Raw genomic sequence first — 16,030 nt, 5'->3', positions numbered from 1 at the left:
CAATATCTGATTTCAGGATCACTTTGCGTAAGAAAATGCGGGAAAATCGGGATGAAAGAGGCGCGCCACCGATCTGCGGCGCGCCGATGCTGTTCTTTCCATTTCGATGCCTAGCGCGACAGGTGCTCGTTCAGCAGCTTGTGGAAGTGCCGGATCTTTGTCTCGCCGTAATTGGCGAAAACGATCTCCTTCGACTTGATTGACTTCATGCCCTTCTGGACATGCGGAAGGTTCACCACGTCCTGATTGAACACCTTGGCCAGCATGCCGAGTTCGGGCGCGTCGCAGTAGTCGTCATCGAAATCGAGCCAGTGCACCGGGGCCGGGGCAGGGCGCGGCTGACCCTTGGCCACGGGCAGCATGAACATGATTTCGTGGATGCATTCCTCCGGATTGTCGCCATTCGGGCGGAACCGGTAGAAAATCGGATCGAAGCATCCCCACGGGCTGATATTGGGGAACAGGTTGTAATAGATCGTGTCGACGAATTCGGCGTCGCTGATCTCGTCCACCTCGTCACCCAGGCTTTCGCGCCATTGCTCGCGCATCTGATCGGTCATCGCCTTGCGCCGTTCGGGCACGGGTCCGGTGGTGGTGGGGTCGATCTCCTCCTCCCAACCTTCGGGCAGGCGCCCGCCGACCCAGTCGCACAGCTGGATGTCGGCATGGTCAAGCTCGCCTTCGATATGGTGCGCGGCGTGATCGAAAATGCCGGTGCGCCCGTCGCGCGCGGTCACTTTCACCCGGTCTTCGCCGAGCCGTTCATAGACATTGCCCGACAGTGCATGGCGCACCTTGGCATAGGTTTTCGCGCCTTCCAGCGGCTCTGCCACCAGCGCCGGATTGACATGCGGGCTGAGCATCCCGTTGGGCGAGATCGCGCGGGAAAGGTTGCCGAACACGTCGTACTTGCTGTTCGCATCGCCCATCACGTCGAGCAGCGTCGGATGCGTGGCGACCACGTGATAAGCCTCCATGAAGGCCTCCTGCGCCACCTTCCAGTTGCAGCGCAGCTTCTTGGCAACATGCACCGCCTTGTAGCGGCGATCGAACGGGATCGGCTGGAAATGGCGGTCGATATCGCCGAGAAAATCATCGAAGGGCTCGGCATTGTCATCCGGGTTGATGAACACCCAACCGCCCCAGCGCCCGACCTTGACCGGGGGCAGGCTGTGGGTCTTCTCGCTGACGGAGGGGAAGTCCCATTGGCACGGCACTTCCTTCAACTTACCGTCGATCTTCCAGCCCCAGCCGTGGAACGGGCAGCGGAATTCGCGCAGCCCCTTGGCATCCTCGGTCAGCAGCGCGCGCCCGCGGTGGAGGCAGGCGTTGGGGAAGGCCTTGATCTCGTCAGGCGCGGTGCGAACGATGATGAAGGACAGATTGGCGATGTCGTAGACATGGCTGTCGCCGACATTGGGAATGTCGTCTTCGTGGCAGGCCATCTGCCACACCCGTTTCCACAGCCGTTCAACTTCCAGATCGAAGAAATCGCGCGAGTAATAGATGCTCGGGTTCACGATGGTCGGCCCGGCGGGCATCGGGCTGTCCTCGCGGAAGCGCGGCGGCACCTGATGCGTGTCCATGTCGAGCAATTCGTCGTAGGTGATCCCTTTCGACCGGTTCGTCCCCGTCAGCGTTTCGACCATTTTCTCTCTCCCGAAGTCTGTCCCCGGCTCAGGCCGGATCGAATTTGAGCCGCAGCGTCTGCATCCCGCGCAGGATGTGGCTGGCGGCGAACTGGAACGGATTTTCCGGATCGGCGAAGCGCAGGTTCGGCAGGCGCTCCAGCACGATCGGCAGCGCCGTCGCCATCTCCAGCCGCGCCAGATACATGCCGAGGCAGGTGTGGACGCCCGCGCCGAAGGCGATGTGTTCGCGCACGTTTTCGCGCGCCACGTCGAACTTGTCCGGATCGGCGAACTTCGCCGCATCGCGATTGGCTGAGCCGTAACGCAGGAGCATCGGCTCCCCCGCCTTGAGCGCGACACCGCCCAGCACCGTATCCTCCTTCACCACCCGCCACATGTTATGCGAGGGTGAAAGGTGGCGCGCGGTTTCCTCAACCCAGCCGGGGACAAGCGCCTTGTCCGCCATGATCGCGGCCATCTGCGCCGGATTGGCGAGCAATTGCGCGACGGCATAGGCCAGCGCGGGAGCGGTCGCTTCCTGCCCGGCAGTGAAGATCTGCTGGATGATCGAATAGACTTCGGAATCGTCCAGCGGGCGCTCGCCATCGTCGGTTGGAAGGCGCGCGGCGATCAGGTCGGACACGACATCATCGCCCGGATTGGCGCGCCTTTCGGCCATGATCGCGCGGAAGTAATCCTGCATGGCGATTTCGCTGCGGGCGAGATCGGCGCGCTCTTCGGGCTTGGCATTGCCGTTGAGGCGCAGGATCGCACAGCGCACCCAGCCCTGGAACATCGGCAAATCCTCGCGCGGCACGCCCAGCACGTCGGCGATGACGATGCCGGGCAGCAGCTCGGCAAATTGCGATTTGAATTCGACTTCGCCCGCATCGGCAAAGGGATCGATCAGGCTGTTGGTGACTTGCGCGATATAGGGCGCCATCGCGTTGATCCGTCTCAGCGGCAGCGCATGCATCGCGATCCGTTTGTACCGCGTGTGCATCGGCGGATCGGCGGTGAGCAGTGTGTCGCGCCGTTCCAGCCCCTTGGCGAGGATCGCTTCTTCCTCGGGATCAAAGCTGCCCGATCCGCCCGAGCTCAGCAGCGCGGAAAAATCGCTGGAGAATATCTTGGGCTTCTTGTTGACCTCAAGCACCAGATCATAGGTCGATACCGATACAATGCCGGTTTTCGGATCGCGGAACACCGGCGCTTCTTTGCGCAGCCGATCGTAATATGGGTAGGGGTTCTGCAAATTCTCCGGGCTGGTCGCATCAATCCGTTCAAGCGCTTCCATCGGGCATTCTTCCAAAACTGGATGCCAGCGCGCAGGGCACACTTCCTCACGCTGGCAATGGAGCGCAATCTGGAACGAAGACGGGGGGTGCGACCTTGACCTGGATCAAAAACCGCCCTCTCAAAAATGAGAGCGCCGGTGGCGGTTTGCTTGGGGATCAGCCCTTCGAATAGACGAAGGAACCGATCGCCGTGGTGATCGCGTTCTCTATCGCGCCTGCATCACCCGGTGCCGCGCCGACCGAAACCTCAAGCCGAATGCGGCCGATATCGCTCGTCATGAAGGCGATCCGGGGGCGCGATTGATCGCCTGTCGTGGGCGCGAACCCGGCCTCGGTCATCGCTGCGGCAGCGGCTTCTTCCAGCTCCCCATGGCGCGAAAACAGGTCGAAACCGGTTTCGAATGTCAGGGTAAAGGCATGCTCGGCTGTCGATCCCGCCTTGCTCAGCACGCGGGCGGGCTGGCTGAACAGCAGGCTATGCGGGATCATCACCGACTGGCGCGATGCCCGGATCGAACCTGTGCGCGCATCGACGGCGCGGATGCGGGTCGACAACAGGCTGATATCGACCACTTCGCCGCGGTGTTCGCCGATCTCGATCAGGTCGCCGATGGTGTAGGCGCGGGTGAATGTGCGGAAGGCCGATCCCGAAAGGCACAGGATCAGTTCCTTGGTCGCGATCACGATGGCAACGGCAACCGCGGTGACCGACAGGGCGAAAGTGCGCAATTGCGGCGCCCAGATCATCAGCAGCCCGACAATCGCAACCAGCACCAGCCCGTTGCGCACATTCGCGGTCCAGCGCCGGGCGATCTGCGGGGTCAGGTCGTCCTTCGACCTGAGCGCCCGCCCGGTAAGCCACCAGGCGACCAGCAGCGTCGAAATCAGCGCAATCGATGCGAGCACGTCCGGCATGGATGATTGCGGGGGCAGCAATGGGTCTAGGGTCATTTCGGAAGCGGCACCGGCTGGAGTAAAGAATTACCGGTGTTCTTATCCCGGGTGGGAAGGGCGCGCAAACCGCAGGGGCTATTCGCCAAAGCCTGCGTTTATCGTCACCTCGGCCAGTTGTTTCGCCTTGCGGGTCACTTCCTTGGGATCGTGAAGATGCGCCATCACGATCGCGCCTTCCTTGATCAGCAGCAACTGGTAGGCGAGCTCCCTTGGCTCGGGCGCGCCTGCCTTTGTCGTCAGCTCCTCGAAATAGCGGGCCAGCAGGCTCTTGTGCTCCGCCGAAACGGCATGGATCGGATGATCACGCTGCTGGTATTCGGACGATGCCTTCACGAACATGCAGCTGCGAAAGCCGGGTTCGTCGAACCATTCGCCCAGCGCATCGAATATCGCCAGCAGCCGCGCGCGCGGATCGTCGGTGATCGCTTCGGTGCGGCGTTGCAGCCAGTTGCGGAACTGTTCGTCGCGCAATCTCAGGGTCGCGAGGATCAGGTCCTCCTTGGTCCTGAAATGCTTGTAGATCGCCGTCTTGGAAACGCCGGTCTCTTTCGCGAGGCGATCCATGCCGATGGCGTGGAACCCGCCCTGATAAAACGAATCGAGCGCCTTGCTCACCAGTTCTTCGCGTTTTGAAGCGCTCATTTCTGCTCCGATCAGGCCCAATCAATGACTGATCGGTAAATGATCCTTCGGGCGCTGCCTTTCAAGGGCAATCTATAAAATTATCAAAAAACAATTGGATATGAACGCGCTTCTTGGTCTGCGAGCGCCATCTGACGAATTTTTCAAACTCCAAGGTTGACAGATCGGTTATCCTTCGCGATTTAAGGTGTACCGATCAGTTAAGGTTGGTCCAGTCATCAGGAGGAACACATGTCGTCAACCAAGTCCCCGCATTCGTTCAGTTCTCAGGCAGCGGTGCTCATTGCCATCGTCGGCATCGCCGGCATGGCGCTCGCGCCGGTCACGCAAGCCGCCGCTCAGGCCGCCGCCCAAGGCCCGGAAAGCCGCGCGGCAACCGCCACCCAGCCGCCCGTCAATGACGGATTGCCCATGCCCGGCTTTACAATCGAACCCGGCAAAACGGCCATCGTCATCACCGACCCGCAAAATGATTTCCTGTCGCCCCAAGGCGTGACCTGGGGTGTTGTCGGGCAGAGCATCACCGAAAACCGCACGGTCGAAAATCTCGGTGCGCTGTTCGAAGTCGCCGACGAGACCGGAATGCCGGTGTTTGTCTCGCCGCACTATTATTTCGAACATGATCACCGCTGGCAGTTCGAAGGGACGTTGGAAACGCTGATGCACGCGATCGGCATGTTCGATCGCCCGCACGCGCTGACGCTTGAAGGGTTCGAAGGTTCGGGTGCGGACTGGCTGGAACAGTACAAGCCGCATATCAACAACGGCCGCACCGTCGTGACGAGCCCGCACAAGGTCTATGGCCCCGACAGCAACGATCTGGCGCTGCAATTGCGCAAGGCGGGCATTTCCAAGGTCGTGCTGGGCGGGATGTCGTCCAACCTCTGCACCGAATCCCACATGCGTGCCCTGATCGAAGCCGGGTTCGAAGTGATGGTTGTCACAGATGCCACCGCCGGCGCGATCACCGAACATTACAACGGCTACGAAGCTTCGCTGGTGAACTTTCGCATGATCGCAAGCGCGGTGGACAACACGCAGAACACCGTCGCCGCCATCCGTTCCGCCTACAGCCCCGGCTGATCAGGCTCCCCCCAATCAACCGGCGTCTTTCCAATCCCCCATGTCCCGAGCGCCGGTCGATCGGGCGGTGATCGCAAGTGTCCAAGTGCCCCCCCCGGTGCCTTGCGATCACCGTCCACACCGATTGCCCCCACATTCAGGAGAACCACAATGATTGCCAATACCCGCAAACTCGCTCTCGCCTTTGCTCTTGCAACGGCGTTCACCGGCACCGCCAACGCGGCTGACGATTACAACATCACCAATGGTTACACCCTCGACGGTGTCGGTCTGGGCGTTCACGGCGTGGATACGGTCGTGCTCAGCACCATGAACGCGGTGGCCGCAGGCGATGCCACGCATACTGTCGTGCATGATGGGGTCGCCTATTACTTCGCATCGGAAATCACGGCGCAGCAGTTCAAGGCCGATCCCGATCGCTACCTTCCGCAATATGGCGGCTTCTGTGCCTATGCCGTGGCGCTTGGCAAGAAGCTGGACGGCGATCCGCGCTATGCCGACATCGTCGATGGCAAGCTGTACCTCTTCGTCAACGCGGTGATTTTCGAACGGTATCTCGCCGATCGCGAAAACACGCTGAGCAAGGCCGAAGAGCAATGGGCGAAGATCCGTCACGCCCGCGTCGAAGACCTCTGACCCCGCCTGGCGGCCGGCCCTTCCCTCTCCCTCTCTTCCCCGGGGCCGGCCGCCCTTCTTCCCCACTCCCTTTGCCGCGTTGCCCTGTCGCACGCGGCATCACGTACAAAAGGCCCGCATCATCATGCGCCAACCGATCCCCCCGTTCACCCGCGAAACCGCCATCCGGAAAGTGCGCCTCGCCGAAGACGCCTGGAATTCGCGCAACCCCCAGCAAGTCGCGCTCGCCTATACCGAGGATACGAAGTGGCGAAACCGGACCGAATTTCCGCAGGGGCGCGCCGAGGTGGAGGCCTTCCTTTCCCGAAAATGGGCAGCCGAGCACGAATACCGGCTGGTCAAGGAGCTATGGGCTTTCACTGGAAACCGGATCGCCGTCCGCTTTGCATATGAATACCGCGATGATGCGGGCCAATGGTATCGCACCTATGGCAACGAAAACTGGGAATTCGACGATCACGGGCTGATGCGGATCCGCCTTGCTAGCATCAATGAAGCGCCAATCGCACAGGCCGATCGCAAGCTGTTCTGGCCATTGGGCCGACGGCCTGACGATCACCCCGGCCTGACCGAGCTAGGGCTTTAATCCCCCGGCGTTGCGGCCAGATCCAGCGTGCGGGACAGTTGCAATGCGTCGCGGAATTGATCGTCATGGGTGCAGCACACGATTGCCCCGTCATAGGCGACCAGCGCGGCTTCGAGCATTTCGATCGAAGGCAGGTCGAGATGGTTCGTGGGTTCGTCGAGGATCAGCAATTGCGGCACATGCGGGCGCGAGAACAGGCAGGCGAGCGCCAGCCTGACCTTTTCTCCGCCCGACAGGCTGCCGACCAGCCGCTGCGCCCAGGCGGCCCGGAAACCGAACTGCGCCAGCGCGGCATGGGCGGCGTTGCGATCGAGCAGCGGATTGTGCCGCTGCATTGCCGACAGCATGGTTTCGTCTGCGTGCAGCAGGTCGAGATGCTGATCGAGCACCGCGATCCTGTCGACCTCGCTTTCCACGCTGCCGCTTGAAGGGACATCCTGCCCGGTGAGGATGCGCGCGAGCGAGCTCTTGCCGCTGCCGTTCGGCCCTTTGAGATGGATCCGTTCCGGCCCGATGATGACGCAATCCAACGGCCCGAACAACGCCTTGCCATCGCGTTCGCAGCCAATCGATTTAGCCGCCAGCAGCCTGTGCCCCGGTGCAAGGCCGCATGAAGGCAGTTCGATCCTTATCGGGGTGACCCGCGCCACCGATGCCTCGGCCAGCCTGACGGCTTCCTGCGCTTGCTCTGCCTGTTGTTCGCCCAGCGAACGGTTGCGGGCCGAAGTCCCCTCGGCGCGTTCCTTTTGCGCATTTGTTTCCAGGTTGGTCGCATCGCGCCGTGCTGCTGTCTCCCGGCCTTGACGGTTGCGCTGTTCCTGCCGCTCGGTGCGGGCCTGCTGGCGGCGCTTGGCGGCGTTTGCCTGGGCCTTCGCCCGGTCAAGGTTCTCATGCGCCAGCGCGATCCGTGCCTCGCGTTCCGCCACAAAGGCATCCCAGCCGCCCGTGACCGTCAGCGATCCGGTGGGTGAGAGTTCGATGATCCGGTCCGCCCGGGCCAACACCGCCCGGTCATGCGTGGCGACCAGTGCAGGTCCGTGCCAGCGATCGAGCAGGTCCATGATCATCGCCCGTCCGGCATCGTCCAGATCATTGGTCGGCTCGTCCATCAGCAGGATGTCTGGCTGTTCGAGCAGGACGGCGGCGACTTTCAGCCGGTTACGTTCGCCCCCGCTCAGGCTGTCGGCAGGTCTGCGCGGGTCGATCCCCTCCAGCCCGCATTCAACCAGCACCTGTTCGAGCCGGGCGGGGAGGGTCCAGTCGGCTTCCTCGAAATCATGCGCTTCGCCCAGACCCTGCTCGATCCGGTCCAGCATGGCGAGTGGTTCTTCGACCCCCAGCGCCTGCGCGACATTGGTGCCGTCTGGGTAGCCATGCTGGCGGATGAAGCCGATTGTGCCGTCGGCCGTGATCGTGCCGGAGGCAATGGGCACTTCCCCGCAGATCGCCCGTAGCAGCGTCGTCTTGCCGGTGCCGTTGTGGCCGAACAGGCCCACGGTCTCGCGCGTGATGGTGGCGGAAAATTCGGGAAACAGCGCGGTTCCTTCGGGCGTGGCGCAGATGATGCGATCGATGTGGAGGTGCGACATGAACAAGCCAATGCAATCTGGTGTCGAAGAATTCGGACGAGAATGTTGGTTTACTTGTTCATCGGTTTCCCTTGCCGGTTGGTGCAGCGCCACTAGCGGGGATCGGCCATTGGTTCAACCGGCGTGGTTCAACCGCCGCGGCTGGCTGCTCGCGCCGCGAACAGAAAAGGCGCGCCGTTGCGGGCGCGCCTTTCGTTTGTCAGGATCGCTGGAAAGCGTGCGATCAGAAGTTCTTGCGCAGCTCCACATGGAACTGACGCCCGCGTGCGGAATGCAGTTCGCTGAAGTAGCCGTAGGTTTCGTCAGCCAGCGGCGGATCCTTGTCGAACACGTTGTTGATCGCAAACCGCAGGCGCGTTCCGTCAAGCGGGGTGCTGTTCTCGATCGTGTAGGAGATCGAGAAATTGGTCACGAACACATCGTTCACACGGTAGAAATTGCCGTTCGGATCGGTCGTTTCGATCAGCACGTCGCGGGTGACGGAGGTATCCCACACCTTGCCGACATAGTTGCCGAACAGGCCGACATCGACGGGGCCGCTTTCCCAGTTGATCGAACCGCTGAACCGCCATTTCGGGCGTCCTTCGATTTCGAGCAATTCGCCAAGCCCGCCGACGGTGACATCGGTGGGAAGCACGCCCGCCGCAATCGCATCGAGCAGTTCCTGCCCGTCCGGCCCTGCCGACTGGACAAAGCTCTTGAGCCGCGCGGCGTTGAACCGCAGGCGGAAATCGCCCAGTCCGAAATCGGGGACGTTGTAGAACAGGCCAAAGTCCCAACCCTTCGAAGTGCGGCTGTCGAGGTTGAGATAGGGGTCGAGCACCTGAAGGATCTCACCCGCAGGGGCGAGGCTCGTGCCGGTGAACAGCGCGATATCATCGGCTGTGGGGGCAGCGCGGATCACGTTCGGATTGGTGCTGCCGTTGAGGCGGCGCAGCAGGTCGAGAGCAATTGCGTTGTCATCGCCAAAGGTTCCGACCAGCCCGGTTTGCCGGACGCGCCAGTAGTCCGCCGTCAGCGTCAGGCCGGGAATGAACTCGGGTTCGAGCACGACGCCCAGATTGATGCTGGTGCTGTCTTCGGGGACGAGGTTTTCCGTACCCGAACGGAAGCTGATCACGCCTTCGCCCGGACATCCGCCGAGGTTTGCCAGCGTGCCCTTTTCAACCCGCGCCTGACACACGACGAAATCGTCGCGGGTGTTCGAACGGGTGGTGCCTTCGTCGTTGACCTGCACAAGGTTCGGTGCGCGGAAACCTCGCGACCATGCGCCGCGCAGGGTAACCCCCGGCAGCGTCGTCCACGATGCCGCGACGCGCGGAACGGCAGCGGTTTCGTTGATGTCGTCGAAATGCTCGATCCGGCCTGCCAGCTGCAGGTTCAGTTCCTCGATCAGCGGAATGTCCATGTCCGGGCCGACCAGCGGCACGAACAGCTCGGCATGCGCCGAATAGACATTGCGAGAACCATTGGTGTCGGGCGAGGGGCTGGTGCCGACGACGTCCGAACCGTTGAACACGCCGGTCACGCTGTCGGTGTAGGTGATCGTCCCGTCGAGCCGCGGGTCGCGATCGTCGTAGAACGTCTCGCGCCGCCATTCGACGCCCGCCGCGATACCCAGATTGCCGCCGGGCAATTCGAACAGATCGTCACGGCTGACCTTGAAATCGGCCAGTGCGAGGCTGGTGCCGCCCTTGCGGAACACGCTGATGCGGAAGGGATCGATCGAGCTGACCGGGTTGGGGGTGCAATCGCCCTGACCGGGATCGCCGACCACACAGCCGCCATTGAACGGGTTGTAGGCATCGGGAGTGGTCAGGTTGAGCTGCTGTTGCAGCAGCGTGTGCGACAGGCGGTTGCGCGAAACGTCGATCAGCTCGGCTTCGGAATAGACGAAGCCGGTGTCGAAATCCCACGAACCCAGATTGCCCTTGAGCCCGCCAACGAAGCGGTAGACGTCCTTGTCCACGGTGATGTCGCGGCTGCCGACATCGACGAAGCGATAACGCTCCATGATGATGTCCGCACCGCCCGAGGCAATGGTCGTGCCCGGCAGGCGATTGGGATTGGGCGAACCGTCAGCCAGCGTGGTCGGCCCGAACGGGTTCCAATAGGCATCGCGCGCAATCCCGATCGGCACCGCGCTGAGCACTGCCGACGGCGTGAGGAAGCGGCGGCTCTCGGTGCGGTAATAGCTCGCCTCAAGATAAGCCTCGAGGCTGTTCGACAGCTCGTAGTTCAACAGCGCCATGGCGTTGTAGCGATTCTTTTCGCTGATCAGCGTGTCACCGAAATTGGTGTTGTACCGCACATCGGTGGTCGGCGTTGTGCCGTTGCGCGCGCACAGGCCGTTGCCGAAGTCCAGACGGCAACCCGGGAAGGTGCTGGGCTGCAGGTAGAAGTCATCATCGCCGATCGGCGTGCGGCTCGATGGGGCCTGGATGTCGAACTGGCCGAACGGGCCGAAGGTGTTGCGATTGTTGAACGAGGCATCGCCTTCGAAATCGGTGCCCACCACCAGCGGCAGGCGGTTGTCATCGGCAGCGTAATCGCGTTCCGAGGCAGCCATGCCGTTTTCGTGGAAATAGCCGCCATAGACGGTCAGGTTCGCCCGGCCTCCGGCAAAATCGAAGCCATAGCCGCCGTTGATGCTGTAGTTGTAAAGCCCGGTGCCGTCCGATCCGCGCCAGTCGGCTTCGACGAAGCCGCCCCTGCGGTTGCCGCGCAGCACGGTGTTGATCACGCCCGCCACCGCGTCCGCGCCGTAGATGGCCGATGCGCCGTCTCGCAGCACTTCGACCCGGCGCACGCTGCCCGGTGCGATTTCATTGGTGTCGGAACTGACCACGGGCACCAGCAGCTCGGTCTGGAAGCCGGGGTGCAGTGTCATGCGGCGGCCGTTGATCAGCAGCAGCGTGTTGCCGGTGCCAAGGTCGCGCAGGTTGATCGAGGCAACGTCGCCGCGCGAGTTGTTGACGGTGGTGGCGTTCTGTTCGTTGAAGGCCACGGTACCGGCCTGCGGGATGGCCCGGAACAGCTCGTCCCCCGATGCCGCGCCGGTGTTTTCAATGTCGGTTTCGTCAAGCACGGTGACCGGCAGGACATCGTTGATCTTCGCGCCCTGAATCTGTGTCCCGATTACCACAATCTCCGTGGATTTTTCGCCACTCTGCTCTGCGGGCGGCGGCGTTTCGGACTGCGCGAAAGCGGTCCCGTGCGCCAGCGCGAGAACGGCAGTGGAAGTAATAAAAGTAAAGGTTTTTGCGGAAATAGGCGACATGCGGGCCCCTCCTGTTGTCAACATTTGCCGATGCTTGCCCCGCTTGGCCTTTACTGCAACCGGAATCCGCCCGGACTCCTAACGAATTTCCGCTACTTGCAATTCGACTTGACTTTTTGGGGTTTCAAGCGGGGGAGGTGCAAATCGGCCAAGTAAATTTTACTGAGTCGGTTTTCCGGTCGGCAGCTTGTGCCGGGTAAGAGAGCAGGATCGGCTTTGCGCTGCATCCGGCGAGCTGCCGAGTGTGACCAGTCTGTCATCACTTGGCCGTTGATTGTCATGGGGAAGCAACCGTTCGGTCGCTCTGCTGTCATTCATCCCCACTAACGCTCGCGCCGTCACAGGAGCCTTGCGAGTGCGCAGGGCAAACAGGGGAATATCCAGTATGACTCGTATTCGCTTCTTTGCAAGCAGCGCCGCTGTCGCGCTCGCAACCAGCATGGCTGCACCTGCCTTTGCTGGCGAGGTTCGCGGCGTTGTGGCTGACACCACCGACACCGAGGCGCTTCAGGCCGCCGAAGTCGTGATCGAGGAACTCGGCCGGCGCACCGCCACGCAGCGCGACGGTTCCTATTTCTTCGCGGATGTGCCGGCAGGCAGCTACACCGTGACCGCGAATTACATCGGGGCGGAGCCGGTAAGCTTCACCATTGCGGTGCCGGAAGAAGGCACGGTGGTTCAGAACTTCGCGCTGGGCAGCGCCGGTTCGAACATTCTCGTGATCGGTCAGGCCGCGAACCAGGCGAGCGCCCTTTCCCGCAAGCGCGCAGCCGACGGAGTATCGGATGTGCTGACCCGCGATGCGATCGGCCAGTTCCCTGACCAGAACGTCGCCGAAAGTCTGCGTCGCCTGCCGGGCATCAATGTTCTCAACGATCAGGGTGAAGGCCGCTTCGTTTCGGTGCGCGGGCTTGATCCAGAACTGAATGCGACATCATTGAACGGTGTACGCGTGCCTGCTCCCGAAAGCGACGTGCGCTCGGTAGCGCTCGACGTCATTTCGTCGGACATTATCGAATCGATCGAGGTGAAGAAATCGCTCACCCCGGACATGGATGGCGACACGATCGGCGCCTCTGTCGAAATCGAGACGACCAGCGCGTTCGATCGCCGCAAGGACCTGCTCTCGGTCCGGCTGGAAGGCAGCTACAATGATTTCAGCGGCGAATTGACGCCCAAAGGTTCGATCGATTTCGCCACCCGCGTGACCGAGAACTTCGGCGTTTCAGGTGGCCTTTCCTACTACAACCGCCAGTTCGAAACCGACAATGTCGAAGCCGACGACTGGGTTCAGTTTGCCGGTGCTCCGGTTCCTCTTGAGCTTCAATACCGCGACTATGACGTTGAACGTGAACGCATCAGCGGCACGCTCAATTTCGATTTCCGCGCCGGTGAAAGCACCGAACTCTATTTGCGCGGGGTCTGGAGCCAGTTCGACGATCAGGAATTTCGCCGCCGCCTGACGTTCGATCTCGGCAATTTCGAAGACAACGGACCGACCTCGCAGTCAGGTGCGACTGCCATCTTCGATGATTCGCAAGAGCGCATCCAGGTCGAACGCGACATCAAGGATCGCTTCGAACGCCAGCGCATCCAGACGATTTCGTTCGGCGGTGAAAGCCGCTGGGACAGCTACTTCGCCGAATACTCGCTCAGCTGGGCGAAGTCGTCAGAACGCGAGGACGGATCGGTCGACCCGGCGGAATTCCGCAACCGGTTTAGCGGAGACGGGCTGATCGCGGCATTCGATTTCAGCGATCCGCGCGTGCCGCTCTATTCGGTCAGCGGCAACACCGCCGATTTCTTGGACCCGTCGATTTACGAGCTGAACGATATCGAGTTCACCGCTCTTTCCGATGCGCAGGACGAAGAATGGGCCGCGCGGTTGGATTTCGGATATGAAAACTATCTCGAAAACGGGACTTTCACGCTCCAGGGCGGGATGAAACTGCGTTGGCGGACAAAGACCTATAACAAGACGGTCGAATTCTACGAATATGACGGGCCGGGCACGTTCTCGGTTGCCGATGTTCTTGGATCGCCGCGCTATCCGCTGGCCGATATCAACCCGGCCCCCAGCGACACCGGCGCAACCGATTTCTTCTTCGACAATTTCGGCGATTTCGAGCTGCAGACGGTCGACAGCCAGTTCGACTCCGCCGCCGAAGATTACCGCGCACAGGAAGACATCACCGCAGGTTACGTGCTCGGCCGCTATGAAACCGACAAGCTGCTGGTCATCGGCGGTGTGCGGTACGAGCGCACCTTCAGCCAGACGCGGGGCAATCAGGTTGCGCTGTTCGAAGAAGATTCGACCCTGCCCAACGGTCAGGTCGCGCTTGATGACACGGTACTGGTCACCCCGATCTCCTTCACCCGCGAGTATGGCGACTGGCTGCCCAGCCTCAACATCCGCTGGGAAGCACAGCCCGATCTGATCCTGCGCGCTGCGGGCTATCGCAGCCTCGTGCGTCCGCGCCTGTCGCGTCTCGCACCGCGCTTCATCGTCGAAGTGAACGACGACGATGAAGTCTCGGGCGAATTCGGCAACCCGGCGCTGGTGCCGTTCAAGGCGTGGAACTTTGACGCTTCGGTCGAATACTACATGTCAAGCAACGGCGGCATTTCGGCTGGCTTCTTCTACAAGGACATCGACAACTTCATCGTCGATGTCGAAGTCGACACGCCCGGAACCTTCAACGGCACCGCATTCGACGAAGCCGTGATCCCGATCAACGGCGACAGCGCCACGGTCTGGGGCGTCGAACTGAGCTATTCGCAGACTTTCGACTTCCTGCCGGGGCTGTTGGTGCAGGCCAATTACACTTATACCGACGCCGAAGGTTCGGTGCCGGATGGCAGCCTTGCGAACCTGCTCGATCCGGTCAACTATCGGGACATCGCCCTGCCGGCATCGTCCAAGCACACTTTCAACGGGGTGCTCGGATATGAGCAGGGGCCGCTCAGCCTGCGTTTCGCAGGGACATATCGCGACGGCTATCTGGATGAAATCAACAATGACGCGACGCTCGATCGATTCGTTGACGATCACTTCCAGCTCGATTTCAGCGCCCGGTTCGAACTGACGGACAACATCCGCCTGTTCTACGAGTGGATCAACATCAACAACGCCAAGTATTTTGCCTTCAACAATCTGGGCAACCGGCAGAACCTCTATCAATTCGAGGAATACAACTGGACGATGAAGGGCGGCGTCCGCCTGACCTTCTGAGGATGGATGCAATGCTCAGACCGTTTCACGGCTTCGCTCTGATCTCGCTCGGGATTGCTGCCGCTTGCGCAACGATCCCGAGCGGTGATCCCGCTGTCACCGTCACCGCCGTCGCGCAAACTCCTCCGGTCGGAACGGCCAATGAGGATGCGGCGGACGATCCGGCGATCTGGCGCAATCCGGCGGACCCGTCGAAAAGCCTGATCGTCGGCACCGACAAGAAGGGCGGCCTGTATGTCTACAACCTTGCGGGCGAGGAACGCTCCTTCCTCGCCGCGCCGGGGATGAACAATGTCGATCTGGTGGAAATCGAAGGCGGGCGCATTCTCGTCATCGCGAGCGACCGGGCCGATCTCGCCACCGCGCACCTGTTCCTTGCCATGCTCGATCCGGCGACGGGGGCGCTCGCGCCTGCGGGCCGGATCGCGGTGGGGCCGGGCGAAGGCTATGGCATCTGCATCGCCAAGCCGGCGGGATCGGACGAAGTGGTGGTGTTCAGCGCGCCCAAGAACGGACGTATCTACCGCACGGTCCTGACGCCATCGGTCGCAGGCTTCGCGCCTGTCACCGGCACGCTGGCAACGGTCGCGACCCAACCCGAAGGCTGCATCGCCGATCCGCGCACCGGCACGCTCTACATCGGCGAGGAAGTCGCCGGACTGTGGGCGATCGACATGACTTCGGGCGAAAAGCGCATGGTCGCCCCGATCGACAACAGGATGCTGGTGGCCGATCTGGAAGGTCTGGCCATCGCACCCGAAGGCGAGGACGGCGGCTATCTCGTCGCGTCATCGCAGGGCGACAATGCCTATGCCGTCTATCGCCTGCCCGGCCATGAGCCGGTGGGCCGCTTCCGCATCGCCGCCGGAATGTTCGGCGCGACCGAGGAAACTGACGGGATCGAACTCGACAATCGCGATTTCGGCCCGGACTATCCGGGGGGCCTGTTCATCGCGCAAGACGGCATCAACCCACCCTATGCCCAGAACTTCAAACTGGTGTCATGGGCCGACGTGCTCGAGGCGCTGGGAGAACCGCGACCGTAGCGTTGCGGGGGGCGCTGCCCTCTTCGAACCCGCGCTGTCCTACACCGCCTCCC

General features: G+C 61.8%; 11 protein-coding genes. 5 read left to right on the top strand and 6 right to left on the bottom strand.

Features of this window, described 5'->3' with window-relative positions; translation table 11 throughout:
- Positions 1 to 110: 110 nt before the first annotated feature.
- The 4 genes from L1K66_RS14385 to L1K66_RS14370 all read right to left on the bottom strand — a co-directional run bounded on the left by L1K66_RS14385 (position 111) and on the right by L1K66_RS14370 (position 4,525).
- On the bottom strand, positions 111 to 1,649 hold the full coding sequence (locus L1K66_RS14385) for an aromatic ring-hydroxylating oxygenase subunit alpha (RefSeq protein ID WP_252258480.1): 1,539 nt from the start codon (positions 1,647 to 1,649) through the stop codon (positions 111 to 113).
- Between the two features lie 28 nt (positions 1,650 to 1,677).
- Entirely contained in the window at positions 1,678 to 2,928 is a 1,251-nt protein-coding gene (locus L1K66_RS14380; RefSeq protein WP_252258479.1) for a cytochrome P450, read from the bottom strand.
- Positions 2,929 to 3,085: 157 nt separating this feature from the next.
- Positions 3,086 to 3,844 carry a mechanosensitive ion channel family protein gene (locus L1K66_RS14375; protein ID WP_252258478.1) on the bottom strand — a complete coding sequence of 253 codons (759 nt, stop codon included), beginning with the start codon at positions 3,842 to 3,844 and terminating at the stop codon, positions 3,086 to 3,088.
- A gap of 114 nt (positions 3,845 to 3,958) precedes the next feature.
- A complete protein-coding gene (locus tag L1K66_RS14370) occupies positions 3,959 to 4,525 on the bottom strand; it encodes a TetR/AcrR family transcriptional regulator (protein ID WP_034955801.1) in 567 nt (188 codons plus the stop codon).
- 231 nt (positions 4,526 to 4,756) lie between these two features.
- Between L1K66_RS14370 and L1K66_RS14365 the strand changes: the two genes are divergently transcribed.
- The 3 genes from L1K66_RS14365 to L1K66_RS14355 all read left to right on the top strand — a co-directional run bounded on the left by L1K66_RS14365 (position 4,757) and on the right by L1K66_RS14355 (position 6,830).
- Positions 4,757 to 5,608 carry an isochorismatase family protein gene (locus tag L1K66_RS14365; RefSeq protein ID WP_252258477.1) on the top strand — a complete coding sequence of 284 codons (852 nt, stop codon included), beginning with the start codon at positions 4,757 to 4,759 and terminating at the stop codon, positions 5,606 to 5,608.
- Between the two features lie 150 nt (positions 5,609 to 5,758).
- Positions 5,759 to 6,244 (top strand): YHS domain-containing (seleno)protein, encoded by a 486-nt coding sequence (locus L1K66_RS14360; RefSeq protein ID WP_252258476.1) that lies wholly within the window; start codon positions 5,759 to 5,761, stop codon positions 6,242 to 6,244.
- Between the two features lie 124 nt (positions 6,245 to 6,368).
- Positions 6,369 to 6,830 (top strand): nuclear transport factor 2 family protein, encoded by a 462-nt coding sequence (locus tag L1K66_RS14355; RefSeq protein ID WP_407931955.1) that lies wholly within the window; start codon positions 6,369 to 6,371, stop codon positions 6,828 to 6,830.
- Here L1K66_RS14355 and L1K66_RS14350 read toward each other — a convergent pair.
- Positions 6,827 to 8,419, bottom strand: a complete 1,593-nt coding sequence (locus L1K66_RS14350) for an ABC-F family ATP-binding cassette domain-containing protein (protein WP_252258475.1) — start codon at positions 8,417 to 8,419, stop codon at positions 6,827 to 6,829. The two genes, L1K66_RS14355 and L1K66_RS14350, sit on opposite strands and share 4 nt — an antisense overlap.
- Positions 8,420 to 8,642: 223 nt before the next feature.
- A complete protein-coding gene (locus tag L1K66_RS14345) occupies positions 8,643 to 11,564 on the bottom strand; it encodes a TonB-dependent receptor domain-containing protein (protein WP_252258474.1) in 2,922 nt (973 codons plus the stop codon).
- 520 nt (positions 11,565 to 12,084) lie between these two features.
- Here L1K66_RS14345 and L1K66_RS14340 point away from each other — a divergent pair.
- Positions 12,085 to 14,931 carry a TonB-dependent receptor gene (locus tag L1K66_RS14340; protein ID WP_252258473.1) on the top strand — a complete coding sequence of 949 codons (2,847 nt, stop codon included), beginning with the start codon at positions 12,085 to 12,087 and terminating at the stop codon, positions 14,929 to 14,931.
- Between the two features lie 11 nt (positions 14,932 to 14,942).
- The gene (locus tag L1K66_RS14335; RefSeq protein WP_252258472.1) at positions 14,943 to 15,977 is read left to right on the top strand and encodes a phytase; all 1,035 of its coding nucleotides are present in this window, start codon (positions 14,943 to 14,945) and stop codon (positions 15,975 to 15,977) included.
- Positions 15,978 to 16,030 lie beyond the last annotated feature (53 nt).

The sequence above is a fragment of the Erythrobacter aurantius genome (genome assembly GCF_023823125.1).
Lineage (GTDB): Bacteria > Pseudomonadota > Alphaproteobacteria > Sphingomonadales > Sphingomonadaceae > Erythrobacter > Erythrobacter aurantius.
Note: the sequence above shows the minus strand (reverse complement) of the source record. Positions and strands in the feature narration are given on the sequence as shown.